This window comes from Rhodanobacter terrae (assembly GCF_042657005.1).
Taxonomy (GTDB): domain Bacteria; phylum Pseudomonadota; class Gammaproteobacteria; order Xanthomonadales; family Rhodanobacteraceae; genus Rhodanobacter; species Rhodanobacter terrae.
In genome coordinates this window covers 64,399-85,005 of record NZ_JBHSNG010000011.1, presented here as the reverse complement: position 1 = coordinate 85,005, position 20,607 = coordinate 64,399, and the positions used below count along the sequence as shown (strand labels likewise).

Here is a 20,607-nt window from a genome sequence, read left to right as displayed (position 1 = left end):
CATGGCGGTCTGCTGTGGCAACCCGCCGCAGTGACACGCCCCGGCTCACGCCGCTCAGCCTGGCTTGCCGTCCGCCCGCGGGGTCAGGTAAATCCATGCCGAGCGCAGCACCCACGGCAGAAACGCCAGCAACCAGCCGTAGGCGGCGATCACCAGCCACAAGTAGACGTCGCCGCCGAACTCGGCGCGGATGCGCACCAGCGCCACCAGTTGCAGCAGCACGAAGCACAGCCACGGCACCGCACCCATCCGCATCGGCCGGCCCGAGTGGCCCTGGGTCACGCGCGTCACCATCGCCACCAGCATCGAGCCGAAGTAGCCGATCGCCAGCGCATGCAGCGGCGCGCGGACGAACAGCATCTGGCCGCTGACGACATAGATCACGTCCTGCACGGCGTACAGCACGAAGGCCACCGGCAGCCACGCGAACGCCAGATGCAGCACGGCCAGCACGCCGGGCCGCATCGCCTTCCACGGCTGCCACGCCAGCGCATGCCAGGCGAACACCAGCGCCAGCGGAATGTCGGCCAGCCACAGCCAGCCCAGCGCGCCGCGCCAGTCCAGCAGCAGGTGCGCCAGCAGCGACACCCACACCACCGGCAGGCTCCAGCGCGGGCGGACCACCGTATAACCCTTGACCATGTTGCCGCTGAAAAACGGCAGCATGCGATGCGTCACCGAGAAGAAGATCGGCAGCAGCAGGCCGAAGGTGCCCAACCGCACGGCTAGCTGCGCACACTCGTCCGGGGCGCCGAACAAGTAGGCCAGAAAGGCGATCAGGCCGAGCACACCCAGTGCCAGCGCCAGCAGACAGGAGCGCGCATGGTCGTTGCGATCGGCGGACGCGCGCAGCACCGACGCCAGCGTGACCAGTCCGATCAGGTAGCCCAGCAGCATCAGCGCCATGCCCGACGCCAGCAGCCATGGCAGATCGAGCAGCCCCACATTTGCCAGCACATAACCGCCGAACACGCATCCGGCCACCGGCACGTAACGCGAACGCGGCAGCGAAGGCCGATTCAGCCAGCGCGGAAACACCGTCAGCAGGAAGCCGAACATGAAAAGCGGAAACATGCCGTACTGGATCAGCATGCCGTGCGCATACGCCGGCGGAATCGACGGCTGCGGCCAGTCGCCCAATCCGAAACGCATCCAGGTCAGCTCCAGCGCCCACCACGCCATGCTCAGCAGCACCGCGATCGAGCCGGTGAGGAACAGCAGCCGGTGCGGCGCCGAGGCGAGCAAGGCGGGCAGCTCGGCGAAGGTCGCCGGCCTGACAGCGGCGGCGGGCGATGACGTGGACGATGCAGTCATGATGAGCCAGCTCGAATGAGAACGACTCGCCATACTGGCAGGTTTGCAGGGATGGCGACCATGACCTGCATCAGCCGCCCCGCGCCGCCATGCTGCAAGTCTCCGCGACTGGTGATCGTGATCGCATGCCGTCCCGACATGCATTCAATTGACCCCGGTCAACACCGCCCCGAACCGGCCAGCGCATGCTGCGGCCAGCATCGTCGATGGCGCCTGCAGCCGCCGCCGAGGATCCATTCCAACCAGGGAATCAGCCATGTTCAAGCACATACTTCTGCCCACCGACGGCTCCGAGCTGTCGCTGCGTGCCGTCAGGCTCGGCGTCGAGCTGGCGAAGGCATGCGGCGCCAGCGTGTATGCGCTGCATGTGGTGGCGCCGTTCCACACCATCGCCTACATGGCGGAGATGCTGGCGGCCACCGAGGTCGTGTATACCGAGGAAGCCACCGTGCGCGCCGGGGAGTACATCGCCGAGGTGCAGCGCATCGCCGCGGAAGCCGGCGTCGGATGCGCCGGCAGCTACGTGTTCGATGACCGCCCGCACGAAGCCATCCTCGCCACGGCGCAAGAGCAACGCTGCGATCTGGTGGTGATGGCATCGCACGGCTGGCGTGGCTTCACCCGGCTGCTGCTGGGCAGCGAGGTGCACAAGGTGCTGCTGGAAAGCGAGATTCCCGTGCTGGTCTGCCGCTGATGTTTTGCCGCTGCGGGTTCGCGGCGAATGGCGGTTGCGCGGTTTGAGGAGAGTCGCCCATGTTCAAGCATTTGCTGTTGCCGGTCGACGGGTCCGCGTTGTCGCTGCGTGCGGTCGATAGCGGGATCGCCCTGGCCGCCGCGCTGGGCGCCCGGGTCCATGCACTGCACGTGCTGCCGCCATTTGCCGCGGCCACGTATTTTGCGGCGATCGCCCAGGCCGACGAAGCGATGTACGTCGAGCGCGCCGCGGCCCGCGCCGAGCACGTGCTGGCCGAGGTGCGGCAGCGCGCGCAGGCTGCCGGGGTAGCTTGCGAGAGCAGCCACGAGATCGACGACCGGCCCTATTGCGCGATCGCCGCCGCCGTCTCGAAATACCACTGCGACATGATCGTGATGGCCACCCACGGCCGGCGCGGCATCGAGAAGCTGTTGCTGGGCAGCGTGACCCAGAAGGTGCTGCTGCTGGCCGAGGTGCCGGTGCTTGTCTGCCGCTGAAGGCCGCAGCCGGGCAAGCCGCCGCCGGACGCTTCCGGCGCATGGCGATGGCCCACGATACGGCTTGTCGCCCGACATCCTGGCGATGACCCGCGTATTTCGGGGCGGCACGCGCGAGCAGCATCTGCTGGCCACCAAGGGCGCACCGGAGGCGGTGATCGACCTGTGCCATCTGGCGGCGCCCGGGACGGCGGCGATCTTTAGCCGCGTCGAGGCGATGGCCGAGCGCGGCCTGCGCGTGCTGGGCGTGGCCCGCGGCGAATGGCAGGGCGGCACGTGGCCGCAAAGCCAGCACGATTTCGCGTTCCGCTTTCTCGGCCTGGTCGGATTCGCCGATCCGCCCCGCCCCGAGGTGCCCGCCGCCATCGCCGAATGCCGCAGCGCGGGCGTACGCATCATCATGCTGACCGGCGACTACCCGGCCACCGCGCGCGCCATCGCCCGCGAGGTCGGCCTCAGCGAACGCGCCGAGGTGATCACCGGCCCGGAGATGGCCGAACTCGACGACGGCACGCTGCGCCTGCGCCTGCGCCGGGTCGACCTGTGCGCGCGGCTGAAGCCGGAACAGAAGCTGCGGATTGACGCATTCAGCGCGCGGCCGTCGCCGCGACCGCCCGATTCCGTCCCGCGTGCTTGGCGTCGTACAGTGCGGCATCGGCGCGCTGGACCAGGTCGGTATCGCCGTCGCCGGCGGCGGACTGCGCCATGCCGATGCTGATGGTGACCGCGCGCCGCGGCCAGGCGTAGCTGCGGAAAGCGTCGAGGATGCGCGCCGCCACCTCGTCGGCCCGGGTTACATCGGTCTGCGGCAGCAGCAGGGCGAATTCCTCGCCGCCATAGCGCGCGGCCAGATCCGACGGACGCAGCGCGGCACCCAGCAGATGGCCGGTGATGTGCAATACCTCGTCGCCGGCGAGGTGGCCGAAATCGTCGTTGTAGCTCTTGAACCTGTCCAGGTCGAGCATCAGCAGGGAGAACATCGCGTCGTGCTTGCGCTGTCCATGCAGCAGGTTGGCCAGCGCATCGTCGAACGCGCGCCGGTTGGCCAATCCGGTCAAGGTGTCGGTGTCTGCATCGTTGCGCAGCCGCAGGGTCTCGCGGCGCTGGCGCTCCAGCTGGTCGAGCAGGTTCGCCACCCACCACACCAGCAGCGCCACCGCCGCACCGCTGAACAACGCCATGAACGCAAACGCCAGCGTTTCAGGCAGGCCCAGCCCGGACTGCAGCACCTCGAACACGAAAGCGAACAGCACGGGCAGCAGCAACGCCGGCAGCAACAGGCGGCGCGCAAATGCGCCGCCCAGCGTATCGGCCGTGGCCACCCGGGTAAGGCCGGTGGCGGGCGTGGAGGACAACCAGCCCAGCACCGCCAGCAGCAGAAGCATGGTGTAGACCGGCACCCGGTCGAACAGAAGACTGTGCCTGCTTGCCAGCGCGATGCCGTACGAGGCCAGACCGGTCATCGCGATCGCCAGCAAGGCCATGGCCAGCCCCTCGCGCAGATGCAGCCAGCGGCGCATGGATACCAGCAGGCCCAGGCTGCCGAGCAGCACGAACACCAGCGCCATGAGCGAATCGTCGAGCAGGTAGTCGATGCCGGGTTCCCCCGCCCAGACGTATTCGCCGAACGTGGCCACGCCCACGGCCATCACGGCCAGCGACAGCCATGACGCCAGGCGCGATCGCAGTGGTCCGGTTTCCTGGCTGAGCAGCAGCGAACCGCCGCACAACGCAAAACCGATGGCGGCATTGGGCGTCATCGAGGACTGCCCCGGCGCCGCGGTGGCCAGCAGCGGCACGTTCCACCACCAGCCCGCCAGCAGGATCAGCGCTACCACGCTCGTCAGCACGGCGACGGCGCGCGAGAAGTGGGTGAATCCCCGGACGACCCGCGGGTCCTGATGGAACGGCACTGCAATCATGGACGCTACGCTGGCCGGTAGGTTCGCCACTGTCAATGTTCGATCGAACAACGGCAACGAGCAGGATAACGAGCCCGCCGCCGGCCGAAGACGATCCGGTTGACGCCGATCAACCCGGTTCTCGCGGCGCCCTGCCACAGTTCCGGCACGAACTGATCGAATGCCCGCAACTACAGGCAAGACCATGATCATCTATAGCTGCCACGGCGCCGCCAAACAGGTCACCGGCTCCTGCCACATGATCACCTGCAACGACCATCGCGTACTGATCGACTGCGGCATGTTCCAGGGCAGCCCGGAGGTAGAACGCGGCAATGCCGAGCCGTTCGGCTTCGACCCGGCCGGCATCGACGTGCTGCTGCTGACCCACGCCCATCTGGATCACTGCGGACGGATTCCGTTGCTGGTGCGGCAGGGTTTTCGCGGCCGCATCCTCACCACCGCCGCCACCCGCGAACTGGCCCGCGTGGTGATGCTCGATGCCGCCGGCCTGCAGGAGGAGGACGCACGCCGCGCGCAGCGCCGCAACCGCCGCGGCGAGCCGGCGACGCCACCGCTGTACACGCTGGACGACGCCTTGCACGCGCTGGATTTCTTCGGCGCGGATGTCGGCTACGGTGAAACCGTGCCCGTCGTCGACGGCATCACCGCCCGTTTCCTGGACGCCGGCCATATTCTCGGCTCCGCCTCGATCCTGCTGGACGTCGACGACGGCACGCTGCACCGCAGCCTGCTGTTCTCCGGCGATCTGGGCAACCGGGGCCGGCCGATCCTGCGCGATCCGGTGCCCGCGCCCGCCGCCGACTACGTGGTGATGGAAACCACTTATGGCGACCGCCCGCATCGCTCGGTGCCGGATTCCATCGCGGAGATGTACCAGGCGATCCGCGACACGCTGACGCACCGCGGCAACGTGGTGATTCCCACCTTCGCGCTGGAGCGCACGCAGGAGATCCTCTATTACCTCAATCACGGCATTCGCGACGGGGCGATCCCCGCGCACGTACGGGTGTTCCTCGACTCGCCGATGGCGATTTCCGCCACCGAGATCTTCCGGCGCCATCCGGAATGCTTCGACGACGAGTTTCTCGCCGAGCTGAAGCACGGCGATCCGTTCGACATGCCCGGCCTGCACTTCACCCGCGACACCAGCGAGTCGATGGCGATCAACAGCATCGAGGACGGCGCGATCATCCTGGCCGGCTCCGGCATGTGCAACGGCGGGCGCGTGCGCCACCACCTGAAGCACAATCTGTGGCGCGAACGCTGCAGCGTGGTGTTCGTCGGCTATGCCGCGCAGGGCACGCTGGCACGTCGGATCGTCGACGGCGCCACGACGGTACGCATCTTCAACGAGCAGATTGCCGTACGCGCGCAGGTGTGGACGATCAACGGTTTCTCTGCGCATGCCGATCAGCCGGGTCTGCTGTCGTGGCTGGGCGATGCGCCACGCCGCAAGGTGTTGCTGGTGCACGGCGAGTACGAACGCGGCATGCAGGCGATGCGCGATTGCCTGACCGGTCGTGGCGTGGCCTGCCAGCTGCCGGGCCTGCACGAGCCGATCAAGGTCGACTGATCGATGCCGCTCACGCCAGCCCGGTCCGCCGGGGCGCCGTCATGTGGCGCCGGCCCCGCATGCTTGCGACGTTTCGCCGCGTGCGGCCTTCCCGGCCCATGGAAGCACGGCGCCGTGTGATAGTTTTAGGGGACAGGGAACCCCCAGCCTGACCAACCTTGGAGCGGCTTCCGCCCGCGTGAGGCGTCGATGGAACCTACCGCCACTGTGCTGGACCTCAATCAGCTGCGCCGCAGCTGCAGTTCATGTGCGCTGCACGAACTGTGCCTGCCGGCCGGCATCGATGCCGACGACCTGAACCGGCTGGATGCCGCGGTGAAAGACAAGCGCATGCTGGATCGCGGCGCCATGCTGTACCGCGAAGGCGACAGGTTCGATGCGCTCTACGTGGTGCGCTCCGGCTCGCTGAAGAGCTTCGTGCAGAACGAAGCGGGCGACATGCAGATACTCGCGTTCCATCTGCCCGGCGAGATCATCGGCTTCGACGCATTGGCATCGAATCAGCACGTCAGCCAGGCCGAGGCACTCGAACGTTCCAGCATCTGTGAACAGCCTTATGCCCATCTGCAGCGCGTCACCAGCGAAGTGCCGGCGCTGCATCGGCAATTGATGCGGGTGATCAGCCGCGAGGTGGTGGAAGAGCACCGGCACCTGATGGTGATGGGCAGGCAGCAGGCGCAGGAGCAGCTGGCCACCTTCCTCAAGAGCGTGGCCGACCGCCACCAGCGTCTGCAGCGCGACAGCACCACGCTCAACCTGTCGATGTCGCGTTACGACATCGCCAACTACCTCGGCCTGGTGGTCGAGACGGTCAGCCGGCTGTTTTCGCGCATGGAGGAAATGGGCGTGCTCGAAGTCAACCGGAAATCCGTGCGCATCCTGCGCCCGGATCTGCTGGCCGGCCTCTGCCGCACCGGCGCCATGTCGAAGCAGAAAGACGCCGGCTGAGCCCTGCAGCGCGGCGTCACGCGCGGCCATCCACTCCTTTCGCTGGCGCATCGCGCCGCACGCAGCGTGCCCGATACGGCAGTCAGTTGACGGAGGTCAACTGGCACGTGCGAGTACCGGCGTACAAGTGACTCGTGCAGGACGCCGAGTCACCATGCCCGCCTGCCGGGCATCGGAACCGCATGATCACCCGCATCGAGAACCACGCCATGCCCAACAGCGCACACCCCCAAACCGGCGCCGACGACGCCTCCGCTGCGAACTTCGGAAAGTTGAGCGGCACGCACTGGATCGAATCCCTCGCCGACGGCACGCGAGTGTTGATCCGGCCGCTACGCGAAGAAGACCGCGGGCGCGAGGAAGACTTCATTCGCCGCCTGTCGCCCGCCTCCCGCCGGTTTCGCTTCCTGGGCGGCTTCAAGGAAGCCACCCCCGAGCTGATCAACCAGCTGATGGATGTCGACTACGACCAGCGGATGGCCTTCGTCGCGCTGGCCCACGACAACGGCAAGCTGCGCGAAGTCGGCGTGAGCCGCTACTGTGCCACCGACGATCAAGGCCATTGCGAATGCGCGGTGACGGTGGCCGACGGCTGGCACCAGCGCGGTCTCGGCGTGCTGCTGATGCGGCACCTGATCGATCTCGCCCGCAGGAACGGCTTCAGGCAGATGATCTCGCTAGACTCCGCCGACAACGAGGCGATGCGCGATCTCGCCAGCTATCTGGGTTTTCGTCGTCGGCTCGATCCGGGCGATTCGACCCAGGTCATCCATACGCTGGATCTCTGATCGTCGCAGTTTCGTTCCCGTCGGGATGCCGCTCATGTATCCGGAAAGATCCGAAGCCGCCCGCATCGATACCGATGCCGATCAGGCCGCGCTAGCCACCGGCCCCCTAGCCACCGGTCCCAGCGACGTACTGGCCTTGGTGACCTCCACCAGTCCGTGGAGCCCGGCCGCGGTAGCGGGCGTGTCGCTCGCCGCACGCTGGGGCAGCAACCTGACCGGTTGCTTCATGGATCCTTCGACGCGAGGGCTGCACGACACCGACCGCGAACCCACGGTACTGGGATTGCTGATGGATCCGCCGACCCACGACGCCGATGCGCACGCCGCGTTCGGCGCGTTCGCGCGGCAATCGGGGGTGTGCGAGGCGACGTGGGCGGCCAGTCACACCGGCCTGGCCCGCACTCTGCGTCATCTGGGCGCCTGGCATGACCTGGCGGTGGTCGAACGGGACGTGGTGGACACGTCCGGGGTGCTCGACGTCCTCGGCGAGGCGATCCTGGGCAGCCAGCTGCCATGCCTGATCCTGCCTCCGCGCTGGAGCGGCGGGTTCGGCTTCGGACACGTGGTGATCGGCTGCAACGGAAGCATCGAATCGATCCGCGCGATCCATGCCGCCCTGCCGTTTCTCCGGATGGCCAAACAGGTGACCCTGGTCGATGGCGACGTGCGCATGTCTTACGACGCCGAAAGCTGCCTGCCGCACTTCGATCCGTTCGTCTATCTGCTGCGCCACCACGTCACCGCCAAGCCGCAATACATACGCGCATCGTCCGATGTGGCCGGCGATATCCTGCTGAAGAAGGCGCGCGATGCGCAGATCGACCTGCTGGTGATGGGCGCCTTCGGCCACTCGCCGGCGCGCGAGCGCGTCTTCGGCGGCGCCACCCGGCGCGTGCTGGAAGAAGCGGACATTCCGGTGCTGATGCAGCACTGATTGATTCGATGCAGGCATCGCCGGCAGGCGACGTCGCGCAACCGCATCACTCGGGCAACAGGGACTGCCCGATCGCACGCAACCCCTTCGGATCCAGCACCTGCAATTCGCGCCCTTCGATCTGGATGAGCTTCTGGATGCGGAAACGGCTGAGCACGCGACTGACCGTTTCGGCGGCCAGGCGCAGGTAGTTGGCGATGTCTCCGCGCGACATGCTGAGGTGGAAGCGGGTGCCCGAGAATCCACGCGCCGCATAGCGCGAAGCCAGGTCCATCAGGAACGCGGCAACCCGCTCGTCGGCGCTGTGATCGCCGGCCAGCAGGCTGGCAGTGCCAAGTTCCTTGCTGAGCATGCGAAACAGATGCTGCTGCACGGCGGGGATGCGCGAGGCCAGTGCGCTCATGGCCGGGAACGAGAACCGGCAGAAGAACGTGGTGTCCAGTGCCACCGCATCGCACGGGAAGTGCTCCGGGTAGATCGCGTTGAGGCCGATCACTTCACCGGGCAGGTAGAACCCGAGCACCTGTTCGCGGCCTTCCTTGTCGACCATGCGGGTCTTCACGGTACCGCCCCGCACGGCGAAGATCGCGCGGAACGGGTCGCCGGTGCGGAAGATGTGCTCGCCCGCCCGGAACGGCCCGACATGCTCGACCAGGCACTGCAGCGCAGCCAGGTCGGGCTTGTGGTAACCGGCCGCGACGCAGGCGCTGGAGAACGCGCAGGTGCCGCAGAAATGCGCCTCGTCGCCGTCGTCGGCGATCGGGTTGGGCGGATCGGGCAGGCGACCTGCCGGGTGCTTGGATTGCATGAGGTGGTGGATGCCGGTTTTGGGCTGGATGATTCAGCGCGCTCGCGACCAGATCGTGCCTGATCGAATCGGCCCGATCAAATCAGGCCCGACCAGATCGGATTCGATCAGATCAGGCATGATCAGATCGGGTTTGATCAGGTCAGGTTCGGTCAGATCACGCGCGAATATCGCGACTTCTGCGCGACGTCGCCTCGGTAGGCGTCGAAGCACATGGCGATGATACGCAACAGCAGCCGCCCGCGTGAAGTCACTCGCAGCACGCGCGCGTCCTCGACGATCAGGCCATCGGCCAGCAACGGCGCCAGATCCTTCCGCTCGCGCAGGAAGTACTCGTCGAACAGCAGCCGGTGACGCGCGCCGAAGGCGCGCTTGTCCAGCATGCCATGGCACATCAGCTGGCCGATCAGATCGCGCCGGATCAAGTCGTCCTCGTCCAGTTGCAGGCCGCGCGCCACCGGCAACCAGCCGGCGTCCAGCGCCGCGTAGTAGCCGATCAGGTCGCGCGCGTTCTGGCTGTAGCTGTCGCCGATGCGGCCGATGGCGCTCACGCCGAGACCGACGATGTCGCAATCGCCATGCGTCGAATAGCCCTGGAAATTGCGCTGCAGCGTGCGGGCGCGCTGCGCCCGCGCCAGCTCGTCGTCGGAGCGGGCAAAGTGATCCATGCCGATGTAGACATAACCGGCCTCACTCAACTTCTCCAGCGCGCGGCCGAACAACGCCAGCCGGGTTGCCGCATCGGGCAGCTCGGCCGCGTCGATCTGGCGCTGCGCCTTGAACATCTCCGGCAGATGCGCATAGCCATAGACGGCCACGCGATCGGGCCCCAGCGCCACTACCTGGTCCAGCGTGCGGCCGAAACCGTCCAGCGTCTGCAGCGGCAGGCCGTAGATCAGGTCGACGCTGACCGAACGGAAGTGCGCGGTGCGGGCCGCGTCGATCACCTCGCGGGTCTGCTCGAAGCTCTGGATGCGGTTGACCGCCTGTTGCACCGCCGGGTCGAAATCCTGGATGCCGACCGAGATGCGGTTGAAGCCCAGCTCGCCCAGTGCCCGCACATACTTGCCGTCGGCGAAACGCGGATCGATCTCGATGCCGTATTCACGGCTCGTCTCGTGGCTGAAGCTGAAATGGCGTGCCAGCGACTCCATCAACTCGCGCATGCGCGCGATATCGAGAAAGTTGGGGGTGCCGCCGCCGAAATGAAGCTGGCGCACCGGCCGGTCGCGATCGAACAGCGGCGCGATCAGCTCGATCTCGCGGTACAGCCGTTCGAGGTAACGATCGGCCTGGCCTACGTCGCGGGTGATCACCCGGTTGCAGCCGCAGTAGAAGCATGGGCTCATGCAGAACGGCACGTGGACGTACAGCGACAGCGGACGGGGGATAGGCTCCTCGTTGGAAGCTCGAATCGCCGCGCGCAGCACCGTCTCGTCGAAATCGGCGGTGAATTGCGGCGCCGTCGGATAGCTGGTGTAGCGCGGCCCGGCCACGTCGTAGCGGGCGATCAATGCGGGATCGAATTCGGGAATCGGGACGGGAGTGGCCATGACAGGGAGTCTGCCCATGTCGCCGCTCGCGCGCCTTGATCCGGATCAATTGGCGCGACTGCCCCACCGCACCAGCCTCCACCTTTTGTAGGAGCCCGCTGGCGGGCGATGCTGTCGCTCTGATGGTTGGTCGGGTAGGGAGATTCAGAGCAGAAGCATCGCCCGCCAGCGGGCTCCTACAGACAAAAGGCGAGGCTGCGGTTCAGGGCTTGTAGGGCGCGACCCGTTGTTCGATCGAGCCGAAGATCGAGGCGCCGGCGGCATCGGTGACGTCGATGCGCAGGGAGTCACCGAACTTCATGAACGGCGTGCTGGGCTTGCCGTCGCGCAGGGTTTCCACCGTGCGCTGTTCGGCCAGGCAGGAAGCGCCCTTGCCGGTGTCCTCGTTGGCGATGGTGCCGGAACCGACGATGGTGCCGGCGGCCAGCGGTCGCGTCTTCGCCACGTGGGCGACCAGATCGGCGAAGCTGAACTGCATGTCGACGCCACACCCGGCCTCGCCGAACCAGGCGCCGTTCAACCAGGTACGCATCGGCAGGTGCAGCTTGTCGCCCCGCCAGGCGTCGCCGAGTTCGTCCGGGGTCACCAGTACCGGCGACAACGCCGAGCGCGGCTTGGACTGCAGAAAACCGAAGCCCTTGACCAGCTCGTCGGGAATCAATCCGCGCAGGCTCACGTCGTTGACCAGGCCGATCAGCTGGATGTGTCCGGATGCCTGCGCGGGCGTGGCCGCCATCGGCACATCGTCGGTGACCACGACGACTTCGGCCTCGAGGTCGATGCCGTAATCCTCGCTGGGCACCACCACCGGATCGCGCGGACCGAGGAAACCGGCACTGGTCGCCTGGTACATCAGCGGATCGGTGTAGAACGACTTCGGCACCTCGGCGCCGCGGGCGCGGCGCACGCGCTCGACGTGCGGCAGGTAGGCGCTGCCGTCGACAAATTCATAGGCACGCGGCAGCGGCGAGGCGAGCGCGACCATGTCCAGCGCGAACGCGCCGGCCGCGTGGCCCGCGTTCAACTCGTCGGACAGCGCGTTCAGTCGCGGCGCTGCGTTCGACCAGTCGTCCAGCGCCGCCTGCAGCGTCGGCGCAATGCCGCCTGCCTTCACCGCGCGAGTGAGGTCGCGACTGACCACGATCAGCGTACCGTCGCGGCCGCCTTCCTTCAGACTTCCCAGCTTCATGCAATTCCCCAGACAGAATGGTGTGACGGCTCAGGCCTGCGACGGCTCGAAATGCTTGCGGATGCCCTGCCAGCATTCGTAGTAATTGTCCTGCAGCTGCGGTGAAGCCAGTGCTTGCTGCGTTGGGCGGATCACCTTGCGCGTCTCGAACATGAAAGCCATGGTGCCGCCGATCACGTCGGGCTTGGAAAGGTCGGCAACCGATGCTTTCTCGAACGTGGCCGCGTCCGGTCCATGCCCGCTCATGCAGTTGTGCAGCGAAGCGCCGCCGGGCAGGAAGCCCTCGGCCTTGGCGTCGTACACGCCGGTGATCAGGCCCATGAACTCGCTGGCCACGTTGCGATGGAACCATGGCGGCCGGAACGTGTGCTGCGCGACCAGCCAGCGTGGCGGAAAGATGGCGAAGTCGATGTTCGCCGTGCCGGCGGTATCGCTGGGCGAGGTCAGCACGGTAAAGATCGACGGATCGGGATGGTCGTAGCTGATCGAGCCTATCGTGTTGAAGCGGCGCAGGTCGTATTTGTACGGCACGTAGTTGCCGTGCCAGGCGACCACGTCCAGCGGCGAGTGGTCGATCTTCGCCGACCACAGCGCGCCCTGGAACTTGGCGATCAGTTCGAACGCACCGTCGACGTCCTCATAAGCCGCATTCGGAACGAGGAAGTCGCGGGCGTTGGCCAGGCAGTTGGAACCGATCGGACCGAGATCGGGCAGGCGCAACAGTGCGCCGAAGTTCTCGCAGACGTAACCGCGGGCCTGGTCATCCAGCAGCTCCACGCGGAAACGCACCCCGCGCGGAATCACCGCGATCTCCTGCGGCTCGATCTCCAGCACGCCCAGCTCGGTGGCCAGCCGCAAGCCGCCAAGCTGCGGCACGATCAGCAACTCCCCATCGGCGTCGTAGAAGAACCGCTCCTGCATCGAGCGATTGGCCGAATAGATGTGGATGCCCATGCCGGCCTGCTCGGCCGCGCCACCATTGCCGGCCAGCGTCATCAGCCCGTCGACGAAATCGACCGGCTCCGAAGGCAGTGGCTGCGGATTCCAGCGCAGCTGGTTCGGCGTCGCCGGCGCCTCATCGAAGCGATTGTGGAAGGTGGCATGCGCCAGCGGCCGGAACGGCTCGTGCATCGTCGCCGGACGGATCCGGTACAGCCAGCTGCGCCGGTTCGTGTGGCGCGGCGCGGTGAACGCGGTGCCCGAAAGCTGCTCCGCATACAGACCATGCGCCACCCGCTGCGGCGAGTTCTGCCCTTGCGGCAGCGCGCCGGCGATGGCCTCGCTGGCGAATTCGTTGCCGAAGCCGGATTGGTAACCGTTACTGACGATCTCAGACATGCACATGCCCTTCGCTTTCAAAGCCCCTCTCCCGCCGGGAGAGGGGTGGGGGTGAGGGTTCGGTTTTCGCCGGCGCTCAAGATGGATTCAAGCACCGCCTCGGTTTGCTGCAGAACCTCATTGTCCCAATAACGCAGAACCTTGATGCCAAAGGATTCAAGATAGCGGGTACGTGGCGCATCCGCGTCTTCGTTATGCTGCGAACCATCAAGCTCCACGACCAGCTTGGCTGCCTCGCAATAGAAATCCACCACATAGGGCGGGATCGGATGCTGGCGTCGGAATTTCATGCCTCCCAGCCTGCCTGCGCGCAAGTGCAGCCATAGGCGCTGTTCGGCCTTCGTGGCTCCCTTCCGAAGATCACGCGCCTGCTGCCTTGTCTTTGTTGGCAGCGGTGGCTTGATGCGTCCTGGCATGGCCGTACCCTCTCCCCAACCCCTCTCCCGATGGGAGAGGGGCTTTCAATTACAGGAAACCACGTTTCATCTGATCCCGCTCGATGCTCTCGAACAGCGCCTGGAAATTACCCTCGCCGAAGCCTTCGTTGCCCTTGCGCTGGATGATCTCGAAGAAGATCGGACCGACCGCGTTCTGGGTGAAGATCTGCAGCAGCTTGCGCTGTTTGGTTTCCAGGTCGGCGTCGATCAGGATCTTGTTCTTCGCCAGCCGCTGCACGTCCTCGCCGTGGTTCGGTACACGCTGGTCGATCACCTTGAAATACGCGTCCGGCGTATCGAGGAACTCCACGCCGGCGGCGCGCATCTTCTCCACCGTGGAGTAGATGTCGTCGGTGAAGCAGGCGATGTGCTGGATGCCTTCGCCGTGATACGCGTCGAGGTATTCGTTGATCTGGCTCTTCGGATCGTTCGATTCGTTCAGCGGGATGCGCACCACGCCGTCCGGCGCGGTCATCGCCTTGGAGACGAGGCCGGTCTTGACGCCCTTGATGTCGAAGTAGCGGATCTCGCGGAAGTTGAACAGCCGCTCGTAGTAATCCGACCACTTCTGCATGTTGCCGAAGTAGAGGTTGTGGGTCAGATGATCGATGAAGGTCAGGCCGAAACCGGCGGGATGTTGGTCGGCACCTTCGATCGCCGCGTAGTCGGCATCGTAGATGCTGCCCAGGTCTCCGTAGCGGTCGACCAGGTACAGCATGCAGTCGCCGATGCCCTTGACCACGGCCGCGTTCACCGCCTTGCTGGCTTCCTTGCGGTCGATCTTCTCGCCACCGTTGTCGAGCACGGTTTGCAGCACCTGCACGTCGGGCTTGCGGAAGCGGATGGCGAAACCGCAGGCACTGGGGCCGTGCGCCTTGGCGAAATCCGCCGCGAACGAATCCGGATCCTCGTTGACCAGGAAGTTGACCCCGTTCTGCCGATACACCGTGATCGGACGCGCCCTGTGCTTCAGCACGGCGGTGAAGCCCATGCGCTTGAACAAGTCGTGCAACTCGCCGGCGCGGCCGGCGGGCGCGGCGAACTCGACGAATTCGAAACCGTCGATGCCCATCGGGTTCTCGAACGTGGTGACTTGCATGCCAAGGTTCGGTTGGGCGTTCATGGCGCTCTCCTGTAGGTCGGTACACGATGACCACGCCACGAGCGTGCCACCATGCAGATAACCGTCACGTTATAGTTTCATATGAAACCATTTGCAAGGAGCGTCGCCGCAGTGTCCGCCAAACGCCAGCCTGTCCCCGTCACCGCCGAGCATGCTCCGCTCGAGCTGGAACATTTCCTGCCGTACCGGCTGTCTATCCTGTCCAACACGATCAGTCAGGCGATTGCCGACGACTATCAGCGTCGCTACGACATCTCGGTGACCGAATGGCGGGTGATGGCGGTGCTGGCCCGCTTCGACGGACTGTCCGCACGCGAAGTGGCCGAGCGCACCGCGATGGACAAGGTCGCGGTGAGCCGTGCCCTGGCGCGGCTGGTCGCGGCCGGCCGGGTCAGCCGGGCGATCCACAACAACGACAAGCGCCGCTCGGTACTGGGCCTGACCGAGGCGGGCTGGGCCATGCACGACGAAGTCGCGCCGATGGCCCGTGCGCGCGAGCGCGAGGTGCTGGCGCGGCTCGACGCCGAAGAACGTGCCTGGCTGGAACGCATCCTCGACAAGCTTCTCAGAGCAGGAGTGAGTGGGGAGGAGTGAGAAATGAGAGGAAGCAAGACGGCCGCCTAGCGCGGCTCTTCTCTCATTTCTCACTCCTCCCCACTCATTTCTCGCTCCTCCCCACTCACTTCTCAGCCTCACTTCACGCCGTGCATCAGCCGGTTGATCAGCGGCGCGATCAGCAGCAGCAACGCGCCGGAGGCGGCCAGCAGCCAGAAGCCGAAGCTGAAACCCGACAGCGCCGAGGCGGCGGTCATGCCGTGCTCGCCGGCGATGTAGCTGGCCAGCAGGCCGGACAGGTTGCCGCCGGCCGCGGTGGACAGGAACCAGCCACCCATCGCCAGACCGACCAGCCGCGGCGGCGCCAGCTTGGTCACCATCGACAAGCCGATCGGCGACAGGCACAGCTCGCCCACGGTCTGCAGCGAATAACACGCTGCCAGCGGCCAGAACGGGATCATGCCCTGCGGGTCGATCAGGTATCGAAGCGCGTACATCAGCACCAGGAAGCCCAGGCCGTTGAAGATCAGGCCGAAGCCGAACTTGCGCGGAATGGAAGGTTCCATCCGCCGCTTGCCCAGCCAGCCCCAGGCCAGGCTGACCACCGGCGCCAGCAAGATGATGGTCAACGGACTGACCGACTGGAACCAGCTCACCGGGAATACCCAGTTGAACATCTTGCGGTCGACCAGGTTCTCGGCCAGGAAATTGAACGAGCTGCCGAGCTGGTAATAGAACATCCAGAACAGCACGTTGAAGCCGAAGATGATCAGCATCGCCCACACGCGATCCAGCTGGATGCGGTCGTGGCGCATCGCCTCGGCGATCAGCAGCGCCGCGACGCCGACCGCCAGCAGCCCGATCAGCCATTGCAGGCCGATGGTGCCGACCCTCGACAGCAGCAAGTAGATCAGCGGCACCGCCGCCACCGCCCCCAGCAGCACCAGCAGCGAGCGGGTGCGGCCTTCCATGCCGGGCAGCGGCCGGCCCACGCCGCCGAGCTGGCGCCGGCCGAACCAGAACCACAGGAAGCTCAGCAGCATGCCCACACCGGCGGCGATGAACACCAGCTTGTAGTTCTGCCGCAGCGGCGTGTCGGTGAAGGTCGCGGCCAACCAGCCGGTCAGCAGCGGCGCCGCGAATGCGCCGGCGTTGATGCCCATGTAGAACAGCGTGAAGCCGCGGTCGCGCCGAGGATCGTCACGGCCGTAGAGCTGGCCCACCATGGAGGAGATGTTCGGCTTGAACAGGCCGTCGCCCACGATGACCATCGACAAGCCCAGCAGGAAGACGGTCTTGCTGGCCACGACCAGGGTGAACAGGCCCGCCGCCATCACCAGGGCGCCGATCAGGATCGCGCGCTGGTAGCCGATCAGCTTGTCCGCCACGTAGCCGCCGAAGATGCCGGTGCCGAAGATCAGCGCCGTGTAGGTGCCGAAGATCGCACCGGCCCAGCCCTGCCCGGAGGGATCGCCATGGTAGAACTGCGCCACCACATAGAGCGCCACCGCCCAGCTCACGCTGTAGAACGCGAAGCGCTCCCAGAACTCGGTCATGAACAGCATCCACAGCGAGCGCGGATGACCGAACAGCTGCGGATAATCCGGTACGGCGTTTGTCTCGGCAACCTGATTCATGGATTCCCCTGGGTGGTCCGGAGTCGGCGCAGCGCGCGCCGCACGGGATCGTGATGTCGAAAGCAGCGATCGCTGCGCGCGTGCAGCTTCAAATGTGCCACGCGGTTCAGCTGCCCAGCACGGTGCGCACGTCCAGCAGCTCGGGAAAGAATTCCAGATCGAGCGCCTTCTTCAGGAAACTCACGCCGGACGAGCCGCCGGTGCCGCGACGATGGCCGATGATGCGCTCCACCGTTTTCATGTGGCGGAAACGCCACAGCTGGAAACTCCCCTCGACATCCACCAGCTGTTCGCACATGTGATATTCCGGCCAGAATTCCGCGCGATCCTCGTAGATGCGCTTGAACACCGGCAGCAACGCCTCGCTGCGCCGATAAGCCTGGGTCCAGTCGCGCTGCAGCAGTTCGGGCGGCACCGCATGGCCTCGTCGCGCCAGGTAACGCAGGAATTCGTCGTACAGGCTCGGTGTTTCCAGCGCCGCGCGCAGCTGCGCCTGCGCCGCCGGATCGTGGGCGAATACCTTGAGCATGCCGGCGTTCTTGTTGCCAAGCAGGAACTCGATCTGCCGGTATTGCAGCGACTGGAAACCGGACGACGGCCCCAGCACGCCGCGGAACTCCAGATACTCCGACGGGGTCAGCGTCTCCAGCACGGCCCATTGCTCAAACAGCTGGCGCTGCACCTGTTTCACCCGCGCCAGTATTTTCAGGCAGGCGTCGACATCGTCCACCTGCAGATGCATCACCGCCGCCTTCAGTTCATGGATCAGCAGCTTCATCCACAGCTCGGATACATGGTGCTGCACGATGAACAGCATTTCGTCGTGATGCGGCGGCTGGCTCAGCGGCTGCTGCGCCGACAGCAGCGTGTCCAGATGCAGGTAGCCGCCGTAAGTCATCTGGCCATTCAGGTCCGTCTGGATGCCTGCCTCGATATCACGCTGGTTGTCGCTCATGCGGCTTAGTCGTCCTGCAAGGATTGATCATTTTAGCGGTTGCCGGGGTTCATGCCGTACGCGCACGAATGCTGCACCGTACCTTGCAGTGCAACATGCCGGCCTGTTATCAAGCGCGGTCTTGTTCGGACCTGCGGCCTAGCCGACCCCGGTAAAATGCCGTGTTCCACAGCTTCCCTTTTCTATCACCCCGGAGCGAGTCGTGACCATCGCCGCCAAGTTTGAAATCGAATACCTGCAATACCTCGATGCCGAGGGCAAGCAGGTCCGTGACGATCTGCCCGAGTTCGCGAAAGATCTCGATCACATGGTCGAGCTGTACAAGCTGATGTTGTCCACCCGCGTGTTCGACGCCAAGTCGATCGCGCTGCAGCGCACCGGCAAGCTCGGCACCTACGCCAGCTGCCTGGGTCATGAAGCCGCGCATGTCGGCATCGGCAGCGCGATGAAGCCGGAAGACGTGTACGCGCCGAGCTACCGCGAATACGGCGCGCAGCTGTATCGCGGCGTGCAGCCGCGCGAGGTTTACATGTACTGGGGCGGCGACGAGCGCGGCAACGATTACCAGAAGGAACCGGCACGGCACGATTTCGCCTGGTCGGTGCCGATCGCCACGCAATGCCTGCACGCCGCGGGTTCCGCGCTGGCGTTCAAGATCCGCGGCGAGAAACGCGTGGCGGTGTGCACGATCGGCGACGGCGGCTCGTCCAAGGGCGACTTCTACGGCGCGATCAACATCGCCGGCGCACAGAACCTGCCGCTGGTCTGCGTCATCGTCAACAACCAGTGGGCGATCTCGGTGCCGCGCAAGATCCAGTCCGGTGCGCCCACGCTGGCGCAGAAAGGCATTGCCGCCGGCCTGTTCTCGATCCAGGTGGACGGCAACGACATCATCGCCGTGCGCAAGGCGATGGAGGACGCGCTGGAGCGCGCGCGCAACGGCCACGGCGGCAGCGTGATCGAGGCGGTGACCTATCGCCTGGGCGACCACACCACCGCCGACGACGCCCGCCGCTACCGCGGCGAGCAGGAAGTGAAGGACGGCTGGGAAAAAGAGCCGATGAAGCGCCTGCGCAAGTGGCTGGTGGCCAGGAAAGTATGGGACGACGCAAAGGAAGAAGCCTGGAAGGCCGAGTGCGACGAGTGGATGGACAACGAGGTGAATGCCTACCTCGAGACCAGGACGCAGCCGGTATCGGCGATGTTCGACTACATCTTCGCCGAAGTCCCCGCCGATCTCGCCAAGCAGCGCGATTACGTTCTCTCGCTTGAAACCCAGCTCGAATCCAACAAGGGCCACTGAGTCATGGCACAAATCACTCTCATCGAAGCCGTCACCCAGGCGCTCGCCTATGAAATGGCCCACGACGACAGCGTCGTGGTGCTGGGCGAAGACGTCGGCGTCAACGGCGGTGTGTTCCGCGCCACCCAGGGCCTGCAGGAAAAGTTCGGCGAGCTGCGCGTGCTCGACACGCCGCTGGACGAAACCACCATCGCCGGCGTCACCGTCGGCCTCGCCGTGCAGGGCATGAAGCCGGTCGCCGAGGCACAGTTCGAAGGTTTCATCTACCCGATGATGGAACAGATCGCCTGCCACGCCGCGCGCATGCGCAACCGCACCCGGGGCCGGCTCACCGTGCCGGCGGTGTTCCGCGCGCCGTGGGGCGGCGGCATCCGCGCGCCGGAGCATCATTCCGAGGCGAACGAGCACCTGTTCACCAACATCCCCGGCCTGCGCGTGGTGATGCCGTCCTCGCCGGCACGCGCCTACGGCCTCCTGCTTGCCGCGATCCGCGATCCGGATCCGGTGATGTTCTTCGAACCCAAGCGCATCTATCGCCAGTACAAGGAAGAGGTGCCGGATGACGGCGAGGCCCTGCCGCTGGATGTGTGCTTCGTGCTGCGCGACGGCACCGACGTGACCCTGGTGACCTGGGGCGCGCAGGTGAAGGAGGCGCTGGAAGCGGCCGACGAACTGGCCCGGCATGGTATCAGCGCCGAAGTGATCGACGTCGCCACACTGACCCCGCTGGACTTCGACACCATCGCCGAGTCGGTGCAGAAGACCGGCCGCTGCGTAATCGTGCATGAAGCGCCCAAGACCGCCGGCTTCGGCGCCGAGATCGCGGCCCGGCTGGCCGAGGAATGCCTGTACGACCTGCTGGCACCGGTCGAGCGCGTCACCGGCTTCGACACTCACATCCCGCTGTTCCGCCTGGAAATGAAATACATGCCGAGCGTGGAGCGCGTCGTCGACGCGGCCAAGCGCACCTTGGCGGCCAGCTGAGCTGACCGCCGGGAATCGGGAATGGGGAGTGGGGAATGGTCACAGCCAACAC

19 protein-coding genes and 1 pseudogene are annotated in these 20,607 nt (G+C 65.9%); 10 read left to right on the top strand and 10 right to left on the bottom strand.

Annotation, left to right across the window (positions count from 1 at the left end; genetic code table 11):
• Nucleotides 1-54 precede the first annotated feature (54 nt).
• Entirely contained in the window at nt 55-1,314 is a 1,260-nt protein-coding gene (locus ACFPPB_RS11860) for an NnrS family protein (protein WP_377327294.1), read from the bottom strand.
• A gap of 256 nt (nt 1,315-1,570) precedes the next feature.
• On the opposite strand from ACFPPB_RS11860, the gene ACFPPB_RS11855 reads away from it, so the two are divergent.
• The 3 genes and pseudogenes from ACFPPB_RS11855 to ACFPPB_RS11845 form a co-directional block, all read left to right on the top strand.
• Nucleotides 1,571-2,008 carry a universal stress protein gene (locus ACFPPB_RS11855; protein WP_377327292.1) on the top strand — a complete coding sequence of 146 codons (438 nt, stop codon included), beginning with the start codon at nt 1,571-1,573 and terminating at the stop codon, nt 2,006-2,008.
• Between the two features lie 59 nt (nt 2,009-2,067).
• The gene (locus tag ACFPPB_RS11850; protein ID WP_377327290.1) at nt 2,068-2,505 is read left to right on the top strand and encodes a universal stress protein; all 438 of its coding nucleotides are present in this window, start codon (nt 2,068-2,070) and stop codon (nt 2,503-2,505) included.
• A gap of 85 nt (nt 2,506-2,590) precedes the next feature.
• Nucleotides 2,591-2,977: pseudogene (locus ACFPPB_RS11845) on the top strand (HAD family hydrolase); the annotation flags it as partial.
• A gap of 115 nt (nt 2,978-3,092) precedes the next feature.
• Here the strand turns inward: ACFPPB_RS11845 and ACFPPB_RS11840 are convergent.
• Nucleotides 3,093-4,427, bottom strand: coding sequence for a GGDEF domain-containing protein (locus ACFPPB_RS11840; protein WP_377327288.1), 1,335 nt, complete (start codon nt 4,425-4,427; stop codon nt 3,093-3,095).
• Between the two features lie 184 nt (nt 4,428-4,611).
• On the opposite strand from ACFPPB_RS11840, the gene ACFPPB_RS11835 reads away from it, so the two are divergent.
• The 4 genes from ACFPPB_RS11835 (at nt 4,612) to ACFPPB_RS11820 (ending at nt 8,673) form a co-directional block, all read left to right on the top strand.
• Nucleotides 4,612-6,003 (top strand): MBL fold metallo-hydrolase RNA specificity domain-containing protein, encoded by a 1,392-nt coding sequence (locus tag ACFPPB_RS11835; RefSeq protein WP_377327286.1) that lies wholly within the window; start codon nt 4,612-4,614, stop codon nt 6,001-6,003.
• Between the two features lie 189 nt (nt 6,004-6,192).
• Complete coding sequence (locus ACFPPB_RS11830) at nt 6,193-6,951, top strand: cyclic nucleotide-binding domain-containing protein (RefSeq protein WP_377327284.1); 759 nt, start codon at nt 6,193-6,195, stop codon at nt 6,949-6,951.
• A gap of 182 nt (nt 6,952-7,133) precedes the next feature.
• A complete protein-coding gene (locus ACFPPB_RS11825) occupies nt 7,134-7,739 on the top strand; it encodes a GNAT family N-acetyltransferase (protein WP_377327282.1) in 606 nt (201 codons plus the stop codon).
• A 34-nt stretch (nt 7,740-7,773) separates the two neighbouring features.
• Nucleotides 7,774-8,673, top strand: coding sequence for a universal stress protein (locus tag ACFPPB_RS11820; RefSeq protein WP_377327280.1), 900 nt, complete (start codon nt 7,774-7,776; stop codon nt 8,671-8,673).
• Nucleotides 8,674-8,719: 46 nt separating this feature from the next.
• Here ACFPPB_RS11820 and ACFPPB_RS11815 read toward each other — a convergent pair whose 3' ends face one another.
• The 6 genes from ACFPPB_RS11815 to hppD all read right to left on the bottom strand — a co-directional run bounded on the left by ACFPPB_RS11815 (nt 8,720) and on the right by hppD (nt 15,097).
• The gene (locus ACFPPB_RS11815) at nt 8,720-9,481 is read right to left on the bottom strand and encodes a helix-turn-helix domain-containing protein (RefSeq protein ID WP_377327279.1); all 762 of its coding nucleotides are present in this window, start codon (nt 9,479-9,481) and stop codon (nt 8,720-8,722) included.
• Nucleotides 9,482-9,633: 152 nt separating this feature from the next.
• Complete coding sequence (gene hemN, locus ACFPPB_RS11810) at nt 9,634-11,034, bottom strand: oxygen-independent coproporphyrinogen III oxidase (protein ID WP_377327277.1); 1,401 nt, start codon at nt 11,032-11,034, stop codon at nt 9,634-9,636.
• A 202-nt stretch (nt 11,035-11,236) separates the two neighbouring features.
• Entirely contained in the window at nt 11,237-12,223 is a 987-nt protein-coding gene (locus tag ACFPPB_RS11805) for a fumarylacetoacetate hydrolase family protein (protein ID WP_377327275.1), read from the bottom strand.
• 30 nt (nt 12,224-12,253) lie between these two features.
• Nucleotides 12,254-13,561: a homogentisate 1,2-dioxygenase gene (gene hmgA, locus ACFPPB_RS11800; RefSeq protein WP_377327273.1), complete on the bottom strand. Its 1,308-nt coding sequence runs from the start codon at nt 13,559-13,561 to the stop codon at nt 12,254-12,256.
• 17 nt (nt 13,562-13,578) lie between these two features.
• The gene (locus ACFPPB_RS11795) at nt 13,579-13,953 is read right to left on the bottom strand and encodes an endonuclease domain-containing protein (protein ID WP_377327405.1); all 375 of its coding nucleotides are present in this window, start codon (nt 13,951-13,953) and stop codon (nt 13,579-13,581) included.
• Between the two features lie 73 nt (nt 13,954-14,026).
• Nucleotides 14,027-15,097 (bottom strand): 4-hydroxyphenylpyruvate dioxygenase, encoded by a 1,071-nt coding sequence (gene hppD / locus ACFPPB_RS11790; protein WP_377327403.1) that lies wholly within the window; start codon nt 15,095-15,097, stop codon nt 14,027-14,029.
• A 135-nt stretch (nt 15,098-15,232) separates the two neighbouring features.
• Here hppD and ACFPPB_RS11785 point away from each other — a divergent pair, with 135 nt between their 5' ends.
• Nucleotides 15,233-15,715: a MarR family winged helix-turn-helix transcriptional regulator gene (locus ACFPPB_RS11785; protein ID WP_377327271.1), complete on the top strand. Its 483-nt coding sequence runs from the start codon at nt 15,233-15,235 to the stop codon at nt 15,713-15,715.
• 98 nt (nt 15,716-15,813) lie between these two features.
• Here the strand turns inward: ACFPPB_RS11785 and ACFPPB_RS11780 are convergent, their stop codons facing one another.
• Nucleotides 15,814-17,313, bottom strand: a complete 1,500-nt coding sequence (locus ACFPPB_RS11780) for a peptide MFS transporter (RefSeq protein WP_377327270.1) — start codon at nt 17,311-17,313, stop codon at nt 15,814-15,816.
• 106 nt (nt 17,314-17,419) lie between these two features.
• The gene (locus ACFPPB_RS11775) at nt 17,420-18,268 is read right to left on the bottom strand and encodes a tryptophan 2,3-dioxygenase (RefSeq protein ID WP_377327268.1); all 849 of its coding nucleotides are present in this window, start codon (nt 18,266-18,268) and stop codon (nt 17,420-17,422) included.
• Nucleotides 18,269-18,470: 202 nt separating this feature from the next.
• On the opposite strand from ACFPPB_RS11775, the gene pdhA reads away from it, so the two are divergent.
• Together pdhA and ACFPPB_RS11765 are read left to right on the top strand one after the other, a co-directional pair.
• On the top strand, nt 18,471-19,571 hold the full coding sequence (gene pdhA, locus ACFPPB_RS11770; protein ID WP_377327266.1) for a pyruvate dehydrogenase (acetyl-transferring) E1 component subunit alpha: 1,101 nt from the start codon (nt 18,471-18,473) through the stop codon (nt 19,569-19,571).
• Between the two features lie 3 nt (nt 19,572-19,574).
• Nucleotides 19,575-20,555, top strand: a complete 981-nt coding sequence (locus ACFPPB_RS11765) for an alpha-ketoacid dehydrogenase subunit beta (protein WP_377327264.1) — start codon at nt 19,575-19,577, stop codon at nt 20,553-20,555.
• Nucleotides 20,556-20,607: the final 52 nt, after the last annotated feature.